The sequence below is a fragment of the Leisingera thetidis genome (assembly GCF_025857195.1).
GTDB classification, from domain to species: Bacteria; Pseudomonadota; Alphaproteobacteria; order Rhodobacterales; family Rhodobacteraceae; genus Leisingera; species Leisingera thetidis.
Genome location: NZ_CP109787.1, coordinates 2,458,852 through 2,473,602, shown reverse-complemented (window position 1 = coordinate 2,473,602; position 14,751 = coordinate 2,458,852). Strand labels below are relative to the sequence as shown.

The window sequence follows — 14,751 nt, the reverse complement described above, 5'->3', positions numbered from 1 at the left end:
AAGTCTGCGGGAAATGGCTCAGCGGCGGGGATTCTTGCCGATCGGGCGCTTGCCGCTGCCGGGCTGGCCGGGGCGGCCGCTGTGCGCTGCGGGGCTTTTGCCTGCCGGTCCGCCGGGTCTGCCTTGCGCCTTTTGCGCAGGTTTGCCGCCGGGTTTGCCACCAGGCTTGCCTGCCGGCTTGCCCATCGGTTTGCTGCCGGGCTTGCCGCCGCGTGAACGGGTCGGGCGGGCTGCCGGGGGCTGGTCTTCCTCCGCCGCAAGCCCCAGCTGATCGCGCACCACGCGCGAGCGCAGTTCCTCGACCTCGCCCGGCTTCAGGCTGCCCAGCTGGAACGGCCCGTAGGAGACCCGCAGCAGCCGGTTCACATTGTAGCCGATATCCTCCATCGCGCGGCGGATCTCGCGGTTCTTGCCTTCGCGCAGGCCGACGGTCAGCCAGGCATTGGCGCCCTGCTGGCGGTCCAGCGACACCGTCATCGGCTGGAATTTCTCGCCCTCGATCACCAGACCCTTGCGCAGGGGGGCAAAATCCTCGTCCTTGGGACGCCCGTTGATCCGCACCCGGTAACGGCGCAGCCAGCCGGTTGCGGGCAGTTCCAGCTTGCGCTTGATGCCGCCGTCATTGGTCAGCAGCAGCAGGCCTTCGGAGTTGAGGTCGAGCCGCCCCACCGTCATCACCCGCGGCATGTCTTCGGGCAGCTCGTCAAAGATCGTCTTGCGGCCCTTCTCGTCGCTGTTCGACGTCACCAGCCCGATCGGTTTGTAATACAGCCACATCCGCGGCGCTTCGGCCTCGGGCAGGGGCTTGCCATCGACGCTGATCCGGTCCGCGGCGGTCACGTTCAGCGCCGGGCTGCCGATTTTCTCGCCGTTCACCGACACCCGCCCCTCGGCGATCATCCGTTCAGCCTCCCGGCGCGAGGCGACGCCGGCGCGCGACAAAACCTTGGCGATGCGGTCGCCGCCGGGAGAGGCAGCGGAGGCGGCGGCCGCGGAGGTGGCGGCAGCAGCTTTGCGGGGCTGGGATTGCGGGCCGGGTTTGCCCTTGGGGGATGCGGGTGTTTTGCTCATGTCCGTGCCATAGAGCATTCCGCCGCCTTGCGAAAGCGCGCAATCACGGGCAGGAAGGTTGCAGGGAGGGCGGAGCCCGCCCAAGGGGCGGACCTGCGCTGCCCGGCCGCTGCCGGGCGGACCCTGCTTCTGGGTCCTGAACACTGAACCATTGGGGATGCGGCGCACGCATGGCTTTCAAATCGCATATGGACAAGGCGCTGGCGCAGGCGCGGCAGGCGGCCGGGCGCGGCGAGGTGCCCGTCGGTGCCGCCCTGATCGCGCCGGACGGCACGGTGGCCGCGCTGGCCGGCAACCGCACGCGCGAACTGAACGATCCCACCGCCCATGCCGAAATCCTGACCATCCGCGAGGCCTGCGCTGCGCTTGGCAGCGAGCGGCTCACCGGCTTTGACCTCTATGTGACGCTGGAGCCCTGCGCCATGTGCGCCGCCGCTATTGCCGCCGCCCGCATCAGCCGGGTCTACTACGGCGCCTCCGACCCCAAATCCGGCGGCGTGGCCCATGGCGCCTGTGTGTTCTCCCACCCCCAGGCCCATCACGCGCCCGAAGTCTATGACGGCATCGCCGAGGCCGAGGCCGCGGCACTTCTCAAGGACTTCTTCGCAACAAAACGCTGACCCTGGGCACCGGCGGCGCATTGCCGCCGGAATTAACGGTTGCAGATTTAGGACACTTGTCCTAATTGTGGGATTGGGTCAATTGTCCTAGGGGTGAAGATGGCGCAGACCGGCACAAAGGACAGGATTTCCGAGGCCGCGGACCAGCTGTTCTATGAGCGCGGGTTCGAGGCTGCATCCTTTGCGGATATTGCCGCCGCCGTCGGCATCTCCCGCGGCAATTTCTACTACCATTTCAAGACCAAGGACGAGATCCTTGAAGCCGTGATCGCGCGCCGCATGGCCAAGACCCGCGCCATGCTGAACGGCTGGGAGGCTGAAGGTGCCGATCCTGCGCAGCGGATCATCTGCTTTATCCGCATCCTGATCGTCAACCAGTCCCAGATCACTCTCTATGGCTGCCCGGTCGGATCCTTGGTCACCGAATTGGGTAAACTGCAGCACGCCGCGCAAGCGCAGGCGGCCGCGCTCTTCACTTTGTTCCAGGATTGGCTCAGTCAGCAGTTTCAGGCGTTGGGCTGCGGTGCGCGCTCTGACGGGCTGGCGATGCATCTGCTGGCCCGCAGTCAAGGCGTGGCAACATTGGCGCAGGCGTTTGGCGACGCGGATTTCATCAACCGGGAAGTGGCGCTGATGCAAAACTGGCTCAGGGATCAGCTGCCGCCGGAGCATCCTCTTTAAAGACGCATCACAGGAGACACTCATGTATTTTATTTTGCTTTCATTTGCGGCGCAGAAGGACCGCCTGGCCGAGTTTCTGGAAGGGCACAAGTCCTGGCTGCAGCAAGGATTCGAGGACGGGGTGTTTCTTGCTGCGGGATCGATGACCGATGGCGAAGGCGGCGCGATCCTTGCGGTAGGCGAAAGCGAAGAGGACATGGCCGCCCGCGTCGCGCGGGACCCCTTTGTGACCGGCGGCGTGGTGGAGCCGGAAATCATCGGCGTGGCGCCCACCATGATGGACCCCCGGCTCGATTTCCTCAGGGGCGGCGAATGAGCGGTACTGTAACTGCCGCCGATGGCCATCCCCGCTGCGCCTGGAGTGCCTCAGCCCCCGATTTCCTGCGCTACCACGATGAGGAATGGGGCTACCCGGTCGGCGACGACATCCGCCTGTTCGAAAAGGTCTGCTTGGAAAGCTTCCAGTCCGGCCTCAGCTGGCGCACCATCCTGGACAAGCGCGAGAACTTCCGCGCCGCCTTTGCCGGGTTCGATTTCAACGAAATGGCCCATTTCGGCGCGGCGGATGTGGAGCGCTTGCTGGAGGACAAGGGCATCATCCGCCACCGCGGCAAGATCGAGGCGGTGATCAATAATGCTGCCCGCGCGCAGGAGCTTGTGGCGGAGGCGGGGTCGCTGGCGGCGTTTTTCTGGAGCTTTGAGCCGCGGCCGGAAGACCTGCCGGAGCCGCAGACCGCTTCCACCAGCCCGGACTCCGTGGCGCTTTCCAAGGCGCTGAAGAAACGCGGCTGGAAATTCGTCGGTCCGACCACGGCCTTTGCCTTCATGCAGGCGATGGGGCTGATCAATGATCACGCCCGCGGCTGCATCTGCCGGGAAAAGGCGGCTGAGGCCCGCGCGGCCTTTACCGTGCCGCAACTGAAACCGGCGGCCTGAAGACGCCCGCGCCGGGCCGCCAGGCCCGGCGCCACGCCCAACGGGAGCGGATCTGCACTGCAGATCCGGCGACGGGCGGGAGAACACGGCCCGCCTGCGCGGCTCAGATCTCGATGGCCTTCATCACTTCCGGTTCGATCACCTCGACCCCCGGCAGCCCCGCGATCAGGTCCTTTGCGTCCTGCTCCAGCACCGGAAAGCTCTTGTAGTGGCAGGGGATCACCGTCTTGAAATTGAAATAGCGCTTCGCCGCATAGGCCGCCTGCTTCATGTCCATGGTGAAATGGCCGCCCGCCGACAGGATGCCGGCGTCGGGTTTGTAGTAATCGCCCATCCACTCCATGTCCGCCATGATCGCGGTGTCGCCGGAGATATAGACGGTCTTGCCCTCGGCCATCAGCATGTAGCCCACTTCCGAGCCGCCGGTGCGCAAGCCATCCTGGGTGTTGAAGGTGGAGCTGTGCGAGGCGGGCACCATCGCGATCTTCACCGGTCCCGCCGCCACGGTGCCGCCCTTGTTGAAGCCGATCGTCTCAACCCCTTCGGTTTCGCCCCACAGCCCCATCAGGTCGTACTGGCCGATCACCGGCACTTCCAGCCGCTTGGCCAGCGGCAGCACGTCCACCACATGATCGAAATGCACATGGGTGAGCAGGATATGGGTGGCGCCTGATACCGCCGCCTCGTGCTGGTCTTCCGGCAGCACCGGGTTGCCGCTCAGCCAGGGGTCCACCAGCAGCACCTGGCCCTCGGTTTCAATGCGGAACGAGCCGTGGCCCAGCCAAATCACTTTCATCGCAAAAATCCTCCGGTTGACGGTGCCCGAAGCCTAGCAGGCTGGCGGCGAAAGGAAATGCGCCGCTGCCGGAAAATGCGGCGCGGCGGGCGGCGGGCGGCGGTTTGCCCCTTGCAGGCTTGCAGCGCGGGCGGTGCGGCGGTAAATGCCTTTCCAACACCAGATGAGGGTTTCCATGTCGATTGACCAAAGCACCGCCGCCAAGGTGGCCAAACTGGCCCGGATCAAGGTTGAGGATGCAGCACTTCCGGCGCTGGCAGACGAGTTCAACAACATCCTGGGCTTCATCGAGCAGCTGAACGAGGTGGATGTCGAGGGCGTCGAGCCGATGACCTCGGTCACGCCGCAGCGCCTCAAGCGCCGCGCCGATGAAGTCACCGACGGCAGCCAGCAGGACAAGGTGCTGGCCAACGCGCCGGATGCCCGCGAAGGCTTCTTTGCCGTGCCCAAAGTCGTGGAGTGAGAGACATGAGCGATCTGAACAAACTGGGCCTGGCCGAGGCCCGCGACGCGCTGCGCAAGGGCGACACCACCTCCGCCGAGCTGACCGAAGCCTGCCTCAAGGCCATTGATGCGGCCGATGCGCTGAACGCCTTCGTGCACAAGACGCCGGAGATTGCGATGGAGCGCGCCAAGGCAGCGGACGCGCGGATCAAGGCGGGCGGTGCGCCCTCGATGTGCGGCCTGCCGGTCGGCATCAAGGACCTGTTCTGCACCAAGGGCGTGCCGTCGCAGGCCGCCTCGAAAATCCTCGAAGGCTTCAAGCCGGAGTATGAATCCACCGTCAGCCAGAAACTGGCCGATGCCGGCTCCGTCATGCTGGGCAAGCTGAACATGGACGAATTCGCCATGGGGAGCAGCAACGAAACCTCCGCTTACGGCAATGCCGTCAGCCCCTGGCGCCGCGGCGGCGATGACGCACCGCTGACCCCCGGCGGCTCCTCCGGCGGCTCCGCGGCGGCGGTTGCAGCCGACCTCTGCCTGGCGGCCACCGGCACCGACACCGGCGGCTCGATCCGCCAGCCCGCGGCCTTCACCGGCACCGTCGGCATCAAGCCGACCTACGGCCGCTGCTCGCGCTGGGGCATCGTCGCCTTTGCCTCCTCGCTGGACCAGGCCGGGCCGATGACCAAATCGGTGCGCGACGCGGCCATCATGCTCGAGGCCATGTGCGGCCACGACGCCAAGGATTCCACCTCTGCCGAACTGGCGGTGCCGGATTTCGAATCCATGCTGACCGGTGACATCCGCGGCAAGAAGATCGGTATCCCCAAGGAATACCGCATGGACGGCATGCCCGGCGAAATCAGCAAGCTGTGGGCCGATGGCGCCGAAATGCTCAAAGCCGCCGGCGCCGAGATCGTCGACATCTCGCTGCCGCACACAAAGTATGCGCTGCCCGCCTATTACGTGATTGCCCCGGCCGAGGCGTCCTCGAACCTCGCGCGCTATGACGGTGTCCGCTACGGCCGCCGCGCCGCGCTGGACGCCGGCGACGGCATCACCGAGATGTACGAGAAAACCCGCGCCGAGGGCTTCGGCCACGAGGTGCAGCGCCGCGTCATGGTCGGCACCTATGTGCTGTCGGCAGGCTTCTATGACGCCTATTACAACCGCGCCCGCCGTGTCCGCACCCTGATCAAGAAGGACTTCGAGGACGTTTTTGCCGCCGGTGTCGACGCGATCCTGACCCCGGCCACCCCGTCTGCGGCCTTTGGCCTGGGCGAGATGACCGAGGCGGACCCGGTGCAGATGTACCTGAACGACGTCTTCACCGTGACGGTGAACCTGGCGGGCCTGCCGGGCATTGCGGTGCCTGCGGGACTGGACGCCCAGGGGCTGCCGCTGGGCCTGCAGCTGATCGGCAAGCCCTGGGAAGAGGGCGATCTGCTGAACACCGCTTACGCGCTGGAGAATGCGGCCGGCTTTGTAGCCAAGCCGCAGCAATGGTGGTAAACCTCTGCCGCAGCAATTGAGCAGAGCAGACAGGTAACCCCATGCGCGCATTCGCATCCTACGCCGCCGCAGGCAGCCTTCTGATTATGGCTGCCTGTTCCCCCCAGGTCCCCGACAGCGCCGCCGGCGTCGGCATCGACGGCGATCCCTTCGCGCCGCCGCCCGCTGCAGGCACCACGATCACCGGCGAACCGCTGGTGCCGCCGGCACGGGTTTCGACCGAGTCCTACCAGACTGCGTCCGCACCGCGCAGTTCAGGCCCCGCGGCCGCGGCAGTCCCGTCCGGCACGGCCGCCGGCAGCGACGGCGACATCGCCCGCGAAACGGCCGCCGCGCTGGCGGCGTCCCGGGCCAATTCCGGGGTTGCCCCCTTGGAGGCCAGCCCCTCCAACCCGGCGCCGCAGGCGGCTGGCAACGCCAGCATTTCGGATGAGAACGACTTCCAGGCGGTTGCGTCACGGCAGTCGATCGAAAGCGATGCCGCCCGGCTGGAGCGCCAGCGGGCGCAGTACCAGATGGTGCAGCCGGTTGCCGTGCCGCAGCGAATCGAAAGCGCCGGGCCCAACATCGTCCGGTACGCGCTCAGCACCAGCAACCCGAAGGGCGTGCGGGTCTACACCCGCGCGGGTCTCAACCTGCAGTCGCGCAACCAGCGCAACTGCGCCGAATTCGCCTCGCCCGACCAGGCCCAGGTTGCCTTCCTCGAGGCAGGCGGCCCCGAACGCGACCGCAAGGCGCTGGACCCGGATGGCGATGGGTTTGCCTGCGGCTGGGATCCGGCCCCTTACCGGCAGGCCGTCCGGAACTGATGGCCGCGGATCAGCGCGGGCCGGACCAGCCGGGCGCCATCTGGCACCCCAGCCCGAATTCCGGGCCGCGCAGGGACAGTCTGGCACCGTCCCTGATCGTCTTGCACTACACCGCCATGAAGGGCGCCCAGGCCGCGCTGGCGCGGCTCTGCGATCCGGCGGCGGAAGTTTCTGCCCACTACCTGATCGGCGCCGACGGCACCCTCTGGCAGCTGGTGGCGGAAGACCGCCGCGCCTGGCACGCGGGAGCCGGCGAATGGCGCGGTCAGGACGACATCAACTCCCGCTCCATCGGCATCGAACTGGACAATCTCGGAACCCACCCGTTCAGCGCGCCGCAAATGGCGGCGCTGGAAGATCTGATGCGCGGCGTGATGCGGCGATGGAACATCGCCCCGGCCGGGGTCATCGGTCATTCCTGCATGGCGCCGGGCCGGAAGACCGACCCGGGCCCGCGCTTTGACTGGGCGCGGCTGGCGCGGCAGGGGCTGGCCGCGGCTGCGGAAGGCGGTGCAGCGCCGCAAGTCCCGTCCATGGAGCTGTTTTGCAAGGCCGCACAGGCGGCAGGCTTCACCGCGGCTGCCGATGGCGGGGCGCTGCTTCAGGCCGTGCGCCTGCGGCACCGCCCCTGGGCCAGAGGGCCGCTGGCCGCGGAAGACTTCCTGCCGCTTGGCAAATGCCCGTCGTGAAGGCGGCCTGGATGCGAGGCTCAGCCTCGCGCTCCGGGATATTTGGGGCCGGATGACTACAGGATCCAGCTTTCATCCGGCTGAAAAAATCCTGGGGTGAATTGGCCGGAGGCCAAGAGGGGCAAAGCCCCGGTCCGCCGAATTATCCGCTTGACGCCGCACGCCGATGTTTCTACGCCTCGCCTCGCGCAGAAGGCTGGACGGCCGCGCGGGGCGCGCAAGCCCCTGCGAGGAAAGTCCGGACTCCATGGAGCAACGGTGCCGGGTAACGCCCGGGCGGGGAAACCCGACGGAAAGCGCCACAGAAAACAGACCGCCCGCCGGACCGGAGGTCCGCCAACGGAGCATCCGCGCGGGTAAGGGTGAAACGGTGGGGTAAGAGCCCACCGCGCTGCTGGCAACAGCGGCGGCACGGCAAGCCCCACCGGGAGCAATGCCAAATAGGGCCCCCGCGCAGGCAGGTCCCGGGGTTCCGGGAAACCGCTGCTAGGTTCGCTTCAGCCGAGAGGGGCCGGGTTGGCAGCTTGAGCGGTGCAGCAATGCGCCGCCTAGATGAATGGCCGTCGATCCCTGCCTTACGGGGCAGGGGGGACAGGATCCGGCTTACAGGCCTTCTGCGCATAAATCCCTTGGCGGTAGGGGCGAATCCTATTGACTTGGGGGCTGGGGCGGGTAAAAGCCGGGCTTCAGACAGGAATTTACCGAGAGGCTTCCAGCCTTTCCGGACGCAGGAGAAGCACCATGGCGAAGCCGACCACCATCAAGATCCGCCTGAACTCGAGCGCGGGCACCGGCCACTTCTATGTCACCAAGAAGAACGCCCGCACCATGACCGAGAAAATGGTTGTGCGGAAGTACGACCCGGTTGTCCGCAAGCACGTCGAGTACAAGGAAGGCAAAATCAAGTAAGCCTTTCCTTCGGGACGAATTGAAGACGGGTCGCGCCAGCCGCGGCCCGTTTTCTTTTTGCCCGGATGCCTGCGGTTTCCGCCGCTCCTGCGAATTGTCTGAAAATGCTGCCGGGATTTCCGCCGCGGGTTCTCCGTCCGGCACGTTTGTGCCGCATTCCCCGCCTAATCTGCTGGCTGTGGGTTAATGAGCAAACGGGTGGATGTGCCATGAGGATTTTCATGTGTGCTGCCGTGCTGGCAGCGGCCGGGGCGCCGGTTTCGAGTTCCTTTGAAGCCGTGGAGGCGGTGTCTCCGCCGCCCGCCGTTGAGACGCACGCGCTGCCATCGGCGACGCGGACACCGATCCCTGCGGCAGAGCCTGCCGGGGGGCGGCGGGCCGTGGTGGACAAGACCGTGCATCTGCGAGGACGCAGGCTGGCATTGTGCCTGGTCCGCTCCGGCAGTGCCGGCATGGCGGTGCTGAGCGTTCCGCAGGACAGTGCAGTGCCCGGCCTGCCGGATATCCCCGCGGCTGAGTTCCTCGCTCTGGTGAGCGATGCCTCCGGATGCCGCCCGGACGGAGAGGTGCGCGAGGTGGCCGGCCGCCGCGGCACAATTGCGCTGTCCGCGGGCCTTGACTGCAGCGGCGCCGGAACCTGACCCCGGGGCGCAGGGACTTCAGGCGCGCCACTCCGCCACGGTCAGCACGGGTTCCATCCCCATCCCCTTCATCAGCGCGGCCGAGGCGGAGTTGAACGGCGCGTAGGTGGCCGCAACCACCGTGGCGCCCGCTGCCAGCGCCCGCGTTCTCATCGCCTCCACCAGTGCCTTGCCGACCCCCATCCGGCGCCAGGCTTCGGTCACCGAAATATGGTGCAGCATGGCGCGTATTTCGGCTGCGCGGACGGGCAGGGCGGGGCGGTCCTGCAGTTCATAGATGAGGTAGCCCAGCAGCGCCCCTTGCGGGCTTTCTGCGGCCAGGGCGCAGACGCTGTCCTCCTTCAGCCAGTCCTGAAGCCACCCGGCCAGTTCGGCACTGCCGGGTGCTGGAATGTGGCGCTCCGGCTGATGCGCCGCATGCAGCGCATGCAGGTCCTGCAGCAGCGGCAGCAGCCGCCCGGCTTCGGATGCAGGAATTTCAATGATTTTCATGGGGCAACCCCTCTAATTCGTGCTCAAAAAAGAAGAGGGGCGGATCCTTGTGATCCGCCCCCCGCTGTCTTTGGAATGTGCTGTGCGCTTATTCGCGGTTTCCAAGCAGGTGGAGCAGCATCATGAACATGTTGATGAAGTCCAGATACAGGCTCAGCGCGCCCATGATCGCGGATTTTGCCAGCCACTCCTGGTCGCCCGCGTGGGCCATCTGCAGGTAGTCGTTCTTGATCCGCTGGGTGTCATAGGCGGTGAGGCCCGCAAAGATCAGCACGCCGATCACCGAGATCGCAAACGCCATCGCCGAGGAGGCGAGGAAGATGTTGACGATCGATGCCACGATCAGGCCGATCAGGCCCATGATCAGGAAGGCGCCCATGCCCGACAGGTCCTTCTTGGTGGTGTAACCCACCAGCGACAGGCCGGCGAAGGCGATGGAGGTGATCAGGAACACCTGAACAATGGATTCACCGGTGAACACCAGGAAGATCGAGCTGATCGACAGGCCCATGACGGTGGCGAAGACATAGAACAGCAGCTGGACGCCGGCTGCCGACATGCGGTTCGCGGCGGCGCCGATGCCAAAGACAAAGGCCAGCGGGGCAAACATGATGACCCACTTCAGCGGCGAGGCATAAAGCGCATAGCCGATGTTGGTCAGGTACTTGTCAGCGCTGAGCTGCGCCACGGCGTTTGCCGGGTCTGCGGTGACGGCCAGCCCGGAAATGGCCCAGGCAGCCAGGAATGTGATGAACGTGCCTGCGGCCATGGTGCCGTAGACCTTGTTCATATGGGCGCGAAGGCCCTCGTCAATCTGCGCGGCGCGGACGCCGGCGGCAGACCGGATGGTGTCGAATTGTGCCATCTTCAATGGTCTCCGTAATCTACTCCCTATCTGCCGGCACTCGGACCCGGCACTCGGACGGGGCCGCAGCCGGCAGCTTTCCTGCTGAATATCGGGGGAAGCGCGTTGCGGTTCAAGTCTGCCGGGCAAAGAATTGCGCGAAAAAAAGAAGAACGGGCCGCCAGGAGGCGGCCCGCGGGGAAAACAGCCGGCTGCGGGGGCTGCAAACGCTCATCTGGTCCAGTGGTCCGGTGCGCTCCAGAACCCGCGGCGCGCTTCCGCCTCCGCATCCGTCCGGGTCAGGCCGATGTCTTTGAGAGCCCGGTCGTCCAGCGTCGCCAGCTGGTTGCGCTGGCGCCGGACGGACAGGTGCCGCCGGAGGCGCTGCAGCAGCGAGAGGGACGGCCTTTGGGGGGCGCAGTTTGCGGGGCAGGATGCTGTTACGTGGGTCATGGCGCATGTCCTTCAGTGGGATTTGTGATGCTTCCCCTTGGGGTGATCAATTGTGTTGATGAATATGGCGCCGTATGGCATATTTTGAAAACGAATGTTTTTGATGCAATGAATCAGGTTCTGTGATGGTAAGAAATCTCGATATCACCACGCTCCGCTCCTTTGTGGCGGTGGCAGATCATGGCGGCGTGACCCGCGCCGCCGGTTTTCTGCATCTCACCCAGTCGGCGGTCTCGATGCAACTGAAACGGCTGGAGGAGCTGCTGGGGCTCAGCCTGCTGGACCGTTCCGGGCGCACCATTGCGCTGACGGCGGAAGGCGAACAGATGCTGGGCTACGCCCGCAGGATGGTGGCGCTGAATGACGAGGTGATCAGCCGGCTGACCGACCAGGCCTATGAGGGCGAGGTGCTGCTGGGGGTGCCGCATGATGTGGTGCACCCGGTCATCCCCAAGGTGCTGAAGCGGTTCAGCCTCAGCTATCCAAGGGTGAATGTGAACCTTTGCACCTCCAACACCCGCGATCTCAAGGCGGAGTTCGGCCGCGGCGCCTTTGACCTGATCCTGACCACGGAGACCGGTGCGGGAGAGGGCGGCGAGACCATCCACAGCATGCCGCTGCGCTGGGTCGGCGCACCGGACGGATCGGTTTGGCGGCAGCGGCCGTTGCGGCTTGGCTTCTGCCGGGCCTGCAGTTTCCGTCCGGTGGCCACCGCGGCTCTGGATGCGGCGGGCATCGAATGGGAGATGGCGCTCGAGAGTGATTCCGACCGTACGGTCGAAGCGACAGTGAGCGCCGATCTGGCCGTCGGCGTGCTGCTGGAGGGCACCCAGCCGGGGTACCAGGAACTGATCGAGCAGGGCTCCGGGCTGCCGGTCCTGCCGATGCAGCACATCAACCTTTACGGCGCCGAGCATGTGCGCGCGCCCTACGTTTCCGAGCTGGCCGAGTTTGTCCGCCAAGGGTTCCAGGGATTGCGGTCCGCGCCCCTGCGCGCGGCCAGCTGACGGTCTGATGCGGCGCCACGACAGAGGCCCGGTGCAAGGCCCCCTGCGCAGCAGTACGGGACGGCAGGCAGCCAGCGGCAGCGCTCCCGCGCCCGCAGACTGCCCTGGCTGCGCCAGCGCTCCCTTGGCGGCCTTGGGCCAGGCTCAGCGCCAAGGGCGCTGAGCCTGGCCCAACGGCAGCGGCGCATTTCAGCAAATGCGCCGGCGGCGGGCGGGAGAAGCTATGGCGGCGGGTTCTGTCTGCCGGTCAGCTGCCGCCCATGGTGATCACAACCTTGCCTGTGGATTTGCGGCTGCGCAGCAGTTCCAGCCCTTCTGCGGCCCGCTCCAGCGGCAGGGAATGGCTGATATGCGGCTTGATGCGGCCCGCGCCATGCCAGGCAAACAGCGTCTCAAACGACCGGCGCACCGCTTCGGGGCGGAATTTCATGTAGCCGCCCAGGTAGAAGCCGATCACGGTCAGGTTCTTCACCAGCAGGTGGTTGGCCGGGATCTGCGGCACCTCGCCGCCGGCAAAACCGACCGGCAGCAGCCGGGCGCCGGGATTGGCGGCGCGGAAAGCCGCCTTCCACACGTCGCCGCCCACTGCGTCATAGACAACATCGGCGCCGCCCAGAGCCTTTACCGAACTGCGCAAGTCTTCGCCGGCGTCGATCAGATGGTCGGCCCCGGCGGCCGCCGCCACGTCCAGCTTGTCCCTGCCGCGGGCCTGGGCAATCACCGTTGCCCCCATCAGCTTGCCGATTTCCACTGCGGTCAGCCCGACACCGCCCGCAGCACCGGTCACCAGCAGCGTCTCGCCGGGTTGCAGCCGGGCGCAGTGGTCCAGCGCCATCTGGCTGGTTCCATAGGCAATCTGCATTGCCGCGGCATGTTCGAAACTCATCGTATCGGGGATCCGGATCAGCCGGTCGGCCTGGAAAACGCCGGCCGTGGCAAGCCCGCCGGAGCCGCCGAACACCGCAACCCGGTCGCCGATGGCAAAGCTTTCCGTACCTGCGCCAAGCGCCGTCACCACGCCCGCAGCCTCCAGCCCCAGGGTGAACGGCGGCTCGGGGGTGTCCTGATAGCTGCCCTTCATCATCAGCAGGTCGGCAAAATTCAGGCCGCAGGCCCGAAGCTCAACCGCCGCTTCGCCGGGGCCCGGCGGCGGGCAGTCCATTTGCGTCAGAACGGCCGGGCTGCCAAAGGCAGAAACTTGGAAGGCCAGCATGTTTTCTCCTCACCTTTTGCGGGAATCAGCGTGATTCGCACAGTCACACTGGCGGGGCGCCGCGCTGCATCACACCTCGCTATTTCTGGGGAGGTACGCGATCGGCAGCTGGTTGGCAATAAAACGTTTAGAAAAATGATACATGAAATCATGCGCTTGGGTGTGCGGGCTCCGCACGGGGCGACGGCAGCCTTGCAATCAATCGCAAGGGTTGTACACTTTTGCTCAGAGGTTGAGCTCAGATCGCTCTGATGGGGAACCGTGTTTCCGGCAAGGATTTGAATTCGCCAGAACAGGTTATAGGAAACAGCGGTCCGGGTTGCGGCCGGATTCACAGTTAGGAGAAACGCATGGCTCATCCCGTTGACGTGCATGTGGGAAAGCGCATCCGCCACCGCCGGTGGCTGATCGGCATGACGCAGCAGCAGCTCGCCGAACAGGTCGGCATCAAGTTCCAGCAGATCCAGAAATATGAAACCGGTGCCAACCGGGTCAGCGCGTCCCGGCTCTGGGACATTTCGGACGCTCTCGAAGTGCCGGTGAGCTTCTTCTTCGAAGGCCTGCAGGAAGAGGGCAAGGCCGCCGCCGACAAATCCGCCGTGCCGGAAGATCTGATGGGCGACAAGGAAGCATTGGATCTGGTGCGCTCCTACTATGCAATCCCGGAAAACCAGCGCCGCCGCCTGTTCGAACTGGCGCGGGTGCTGAGCGACGCCGCCTGAAACCCGGACGGTCTGTGACAAGGCAATTGCAGCGCAAAACCGGCGGTACAGCGGGATTTGCGCTTGCAATGGCAGCGGACGGGTGGCACCCGTTCTGCTATGACCCAGGCTGTATGTTCCGACCTTGAAGTTGCGCACAGGATGGCAGACGCAGCCCGCGCCGCCATCCTGCCGCATTTCCGCGCCTCCTCTCTGACTGCCGAAAACAAGCTGGCGGGCGGGTTTGATCCCGTCACCGTGGCCGACCGCGGCGCCGAGCAGGCAATGCGGGCGGTGCTTGCCGAGCTGCGCCCCGCCGATGGCATCCTGGGCGAGGAATTCGGCTCCGCGCCCGGCACGTCCGGCCGCACCTGGGTGCTGGACCCGATCGACGGCACCCGCGGTTTCATCAGCGGCACGCCGACCTGGGGGGTGCTGATTGCGCTTGCCGATGAAACCGGACCTTTCCTGGGGGTGATCGACCAGCCCTATACGGGCGAACGCTTTTGCGGCGGTCCGGAGACCGCCGCCATGACCGGCCCGCTGGGCGAGCGGCCGCTGCAGACCCGCGCCACCACGGTGCTGGAGGAGGCCATCCTGTTCACCACCTTCCCGGAGGTCGGCACGCCGGAGGAGCGCGCCGCGTTCGAGCGGGTGTCCGCCCGCGCCAAGCTGACCCGCTACGGCATGGATTGCTATGCCTATGCGCTGGTGGCCGCGGGCCAGGTCGATCTGGTGATCGAGGCCGGCCTGAACGCTTACGACATCCAGGCACCGATTGCGCTGATCCAGGCCGCGGGCGGCATCGTCACCGACTGGCAGGGCAACCCGGCCCATGGCGGCGGCCGCGCCCTGGCGGCGGCCAATGCGCAGATTCACGCCGCGGCGCTGGAGCTGCTGCACCAGGCGTGAATGGCTTGAAACCGGCGGCGG

At 66.1% G+C, this 14,751-nt stretch carries 19 protein-coding genes and 1 other RNA gene; 14 read left to right on the top strand and 6 right to left on the bottom strand.

Annotated elements, in window-relative coordinates; all coding sequences use genetic code 11:
• Positions 1-18: 18 nt before the first annotated feature.
• Positions 19-1,071, bottom strand: a complete 1,053-nt coding sequence (locus tag OKQ63_RS11875) for a pseudouridine synthase (protein ID WP_264210288.1) — start codon at positions 1,069-1,071, stop codon at positions 19-21.
• A 170-nt stretch (positions 1,072-1,241) separates the two neighbouring features.
• Here OKQ63_RS11875 and OKQ63_RS11870 point away from each other — a divergent pair, with 170 nt between their 5' ends.
• From OKQ63_RS11870 to OKQ63_RS11855, 4 genes are all read left to right on the top strand, one after another.
• Positions 1,242-1,691, top strand: a complete 450-nt coding sequence (locus OKQ63_RS11870; RefSeq protein WP_264210287.1) for a nucleoside deaminase — start codon at positions 1,242-1,244, stop codon at positions 1,689-1,691.
• 99 nt (positions 1,692-1,790) lie between these two features.
• Entirely contained in the window at positions 1,791-2,372 is a 582-nt protein-coding gene (locus tag OKQ63_RS11865) for a TetR/AcrR family transcriptional regulator (RefSeq protein WP_264210286.1), read from the top strand.
• A gap of 22 nt (positions 2,373-2,394) precedes the next feature.
• Positions 2,395-2,688: a YciI family protein gene (locus OKQ63_RS11860; RefSeq protein WP_264210285.1), complete on the top strand. Its 294-nt coding sequence runs from the start codon at positions 2,395-2,397 to the stop codon at positions 2,686-2,688.
• Positions 2,685-3,308, top strand: a complete 624-nt coding sequence (locus OKQ63_RS11855) for a DNA-3-methyladenine glycosylase I (RefSeq protein WP_264210284.1) — start codon at positions 2,685-2,687, stop codon at positions 3,306-3,308. The genes OKQ63_RS11860 and OKQ63_RS11855 overlap by 4 nt, the downstream gene beginning before the upstream one ends.
• A 103-nt stretch (positions 3,309-3,411) precedes the next feature.
• On the opposite strand, the gene OKQ63_RS11850 is transcribed toward OKQ63_RS11855, so the two are convergent.
• Positions 3,412-4,104, bottom strand: coding sequence for a metal-dependent hydrolase (locus OKQ63_RS11850; RefSeq protein ID WP_264210283.1), 693 nt, complete (start codon positions 4,102-4,104; stop codon positions 3,412-3,414).
• Between the two features lie 175 nt (positions 4,105-4,279).
• Here OKQ63_RS11850 and gatC point away from each other — a divergent pair, with 175 nt between their 5' ends.
• From gatC to OKQ63_RS11815, 7 genes are all read left to right on the top strand, one after another.
• Positions 4,280-4,567, top strand: coding sequence for an Asp-tRNA(Asn)/Glu-tRNA(Gln) amidotransferase subunit GatC (gatC, locus tag OKQ63_RS11845; protein WP_264210282.1), 288 nt, complete (start codon positions 4,280-4,282; stop codon positions 4,565-4,567).
• 5 nt (positions 4,568-4,572) lie between these two features.
• On the top strand, positions 4,573-6,060 hold the full coding sequence (gene gatA, locus OKQ63_RS11840; RefSeq protein WP_264210281.1) for an Asp-tRNA(Asn)/Glu-tRNA(Gln) amidotransferase subunit GatA: 1,488 nt from the start codon (positions 4,573-4,575) through the stop codon (positions 6,058-6,060).
• A gap of 41 nt (positions 6,061-6,101) precedes the next feature.
• Positions 6,102-6,869 carry a hypothetical protein gene (locus tag OKQ63_RS11835; protein WP_264210280.1) on the top strand — a complete coding sequence of 256 codons (768 nt, stop codon included), beginning with the start codon at positions 6,102-6,104 and terminating at the stop codon, positions 6,867-6,869.
• Positions 6,869-7,558 (top strand): N-acetylmuramoyl-L-alanine amidase, encoded by a 690-nt coding sequence (locus OKQ63_RS11830; protein ID WP_264210279.1) that lies wholly within the window; start codon positions 6,869-6,871, stop codon positions 7,556-7,558. Before OKQ63_RS11835 ends, OKQ63_RS11830 begins: the two co-directional genes overlap by 1 nt.
• 188 nt (positions 7,559-7,746) lie before the next feature.
• Positions 7,747-8,180: RNase P RNA component class A (gene rnpB, locus OKQ63_RS11825), an RNA gene on the top strand.
• A 119-nt stretch (positions 8,181-8,299) separates the two neighbouring features.
• Positions 8,300-8,467 (top strand): 50S ribosomal protein L33, encoded by a 168-nt coding sequence (gene rpmG / locus OKQ63_RS11820; protein WP_008554190.1) that lies wholly within the window; start codon positions 8,300-8,302, stop codon positions 8,465-8,467.
• A 209-nt stretch (positions 8,468-8,676) separates the two neighbouring features.
• Positions 8,677-9,108 carry a hypothetical protein gene (locus tag OKQ63_RS11815; RefSeq protein WP_264210278.1) on the top strand — a complete coding sequence of 144 codons (432 nt, stop codon included), beginning with the start codon at positions 8,677-8,679 and terminating at the stop codon, positions 9,106-9,108.
• Positions 9,109-9,126: 18 nt separating this feature from the next.
• Here OKQ63_RS11815 and OKQ63_RS11810 read toward each other — a convergent pair whose 3' ends face one another.
• From OKQ63_RS11810 to OKQ63_RS11800, 3 genes are all read right to left on the bottom strand, one after another.
• The gene (locus tag OKQ63_RS11810) at positions 9,127-9,600 is read right to left on the bottom strand and encodes a GNAT family N-acetyltransferase (protein ID WP_264210277.1); all 474 of its coding nucleotides are present in this window, start codon (positions 9,598-9,600) and stop codon (positions 9,127-9,129) included.
• Between the two features lie 88 nt (positions 9,601-9,688).
• Complete coding sequence (locus OKQ63_RS11805; RefSeq protein ID WP_264210276.1) at positions 9,689-10,465, bottom strand: Bax inhibitor-1/YccA family protein; 777 nt, start codon at positions 10,463-10,465, stop codon at positions 9,689-9,691.
• Positions 10,466-10,675: 210 nt separating this feature from the next.
• Positions 10,676-10,897, bottom strand: a complete 222-nt coding sequence (locus tag OKQ63_RS11800) for a DUF1127 domain-containing protein (RefSeq protein ID WP_264210275.1) — start codon at positions 10,895-10,897, stop codon at positions 10,676-10,678.
• A 125-nt stretch (positions 10,898-11,022) separates the two neighbouring features.
• Between OKQ63_RS11800 and OKQ63_RS11795 the strand changes: the two genes are divergently transcribed.
• Positions 11,023-11,904: a LysR family transcriptional regulator gene (locus OKQ63_RS11795; protein WP_264210274.1), complete on the top strand. Its 882-nt coding sequence runs from the start codon at positions 11,023-11,025 to the stop codon at positions 11,902-11,904.
• Between the two features lie 247 nt (positions 11,905-12,151).
• On the opposite strand, the gene OKQ63_RS11790 is transcribed toward OKQ63_RS11795, so the two are convergent.
• A complete protein-coding gene (locus OKQ63_RS11790) occupies positions 12,152-13,117 on the bottom strand; it encodes an NADPH:quinone oxidoreductase family protein (RefSeq protein ID WP_264210273.1) in 966 nt (321 codons plus the stop codon).
• Positions 13,118-13,467: 350 nt separating this feature from the next.
• On the opposite strand from OKQ63_RS11790, the gene OKQ63_RS11785 reads away from it, so the two are divergent.
• Together OKQ63_RS11785 and hisN are read left to right on the top strand one after the other, a co-directional pair.
• Positions 13,468-13,839 (top strand): helix-turn-helix domain-containing protein, encoded by a 372-nt coding sequence (locus tag OKQ63_RS11785; RefSeq protein ID WP_264210272.1) that lies wholly within the window; start codon positions 13,468-13,470, stop codon positions 13,837-13,839.
• Between the two features lie 141 nt (positions 13,840-13,980).
• On the top strand, positions 13,981-14,730 hold the full coding sequence (hisN, locus tag OKQ63_RS11780) for a histidinol-phosphatase (protein ID WP_264210271.1): 750 nt from the start codon (positions 13,981-13,983) through the stop codon (positions 14,728-14,730).
• Positions 14,731-14,751: the final 21 nt, after the last annotated feature.

Excerpts from the sequence above, each read along its gene's own strand:
- OKQ63_RS11785 (WP_264210272.1), top strand. The coding sequence starts at position 13,468 with ATGGCTCATCCCGTTGACGTGCATGTGGGAAAGCGCATCCGCCACCGC.
- OKQ63_RS11805 (WP_264210276.1), bottom strand. The coding sequence starts at position 10,465 with ATGGCACAATTCGACACCATCCGGTCTGCCGCCGGCGTCCGCGCCGCG.
- OKQ63_RS11835 (WP_264210280.1), top strand. The coding sequence starts at position 6,102 with ATGCGCGCATTCGCATCCTACGCCGCCGCAGGCAGCCTTCTGATTATG.
- gatA (WP_264210281.1), top strand. The coding sequence starts at position 4,573 with ATGAGCGATCTGAACAAACTGGGCCTGGCCGAGGCCCGCGACGCGCTG.
- OKQ63_RS11865 (WP_264210286.1), top strand. The coding sequence starts at position 1,791 with ATGGCGCAGACCGGCACAAAGGACAGGATTTCCGAGGCCGCGGACCAG.
- OKQ63_RS11810 (WP_264210277.1), bottom strand. The coding sequence starts at position 9,600 with ATGAAAATCATTGAAATTCCTGCATCCGAAGCCGGGCGGCTGCTGCCG.
- OKQ63_RS11870 (WP_264210287.1), top strand. The coding sequence starts at position 1,242 with ATGGCTTTCAAATCGCATATGGACAAGGCGCTGGCGCAGGCGCGGCAG.
- OKQ63_RS11790 (WP_264210273.1), bottom strand. The coding sequence starts at position 13,117 with ATGCTGGCCTTCCAAGTTTCTGCCTTTGGCAGCCCGGCCGTTCTGACG.
- OKQ63_RS11795 (WP_264210274.1), top strand. The coding sequence starts at position 11,023 with ATGGTAAGAAATCTCGATATCACCACGCTCCGCTCCTTTGTGGCGGTG.
- OKQ63_RS11855 (WP_264210284.1), top strand. The coding sequence starts at position 2,685 with ATGAGCGGTACTGTAACTGCCGCCGATGGCCATCCCCGCTGCGCCTGG.
- gatC (WP_264210282.1), top strand. The coding sequence starts at position 4,280 with ATGTCGATTGACCAAAGCACCGCCGCCAAGGTGGCCAAACTGGCCCGG.
- rpmG (WP_008554190.1), top strand. The coding sequence starts at position 8,300 with ATGGCGAAGCCGACCACCATCAAGATCCGCCTGAACTCGAGCGCGGGC.
- OKQ63_RS11830 (WP_264210279.1), top strand. The coding sequence starts at position 6,869 with ATGGCCGCGGATCAGCGCGGGCCGGACCAGCCGGGCGCCATCTGGCAC.
- OKQ63_RS11875 (WP_264210288.1), bottom strand. The coding sequence starts at position 1,071 with ATGAGCAAAACACCCGCATCCCCCAAGGGCAAACCCGGCCCGCAATCC.
- OKQ63_RS11815 (WP_264210278.1), top strand. The coding sequence starts at position 8,677 with ATGAGGATTTTCATGTGTGCTGCCGTGCTGGCAGCGGCCGGGGCGCCG.
- OKQ63_RS11800 (WP_264210275.1), bottom strand. The coding sequence starts at position 10,897 with ATGACCCACGTAACAGCATCCTGCCCCGCAAACTGCGCCCCCCAAAGG.
- hisN (WP_264210271.1), top strand. The coding sequence starts at position 13,981 with ATGGCAGACGCAGCCCGCGCCGCCATCCTGCCGCATTTCCGCGCCTCC.
- OKQ63_RS11850 (WP_264210283.1), bottom strand. The coding sequence starts at position 4,104 with ATGAAAGTGATTTGGCTGGGCCACGGCTCGTTCCGCATTGAAACCGAG.
- OKQ63_RS11860 (WP_264210285.1), top strand. The coding sequence starts at position 2,395 with ATGTATTTTATTTTGCTTTCATTTGCGGCGCAGAAGGACCGCCTGGCC.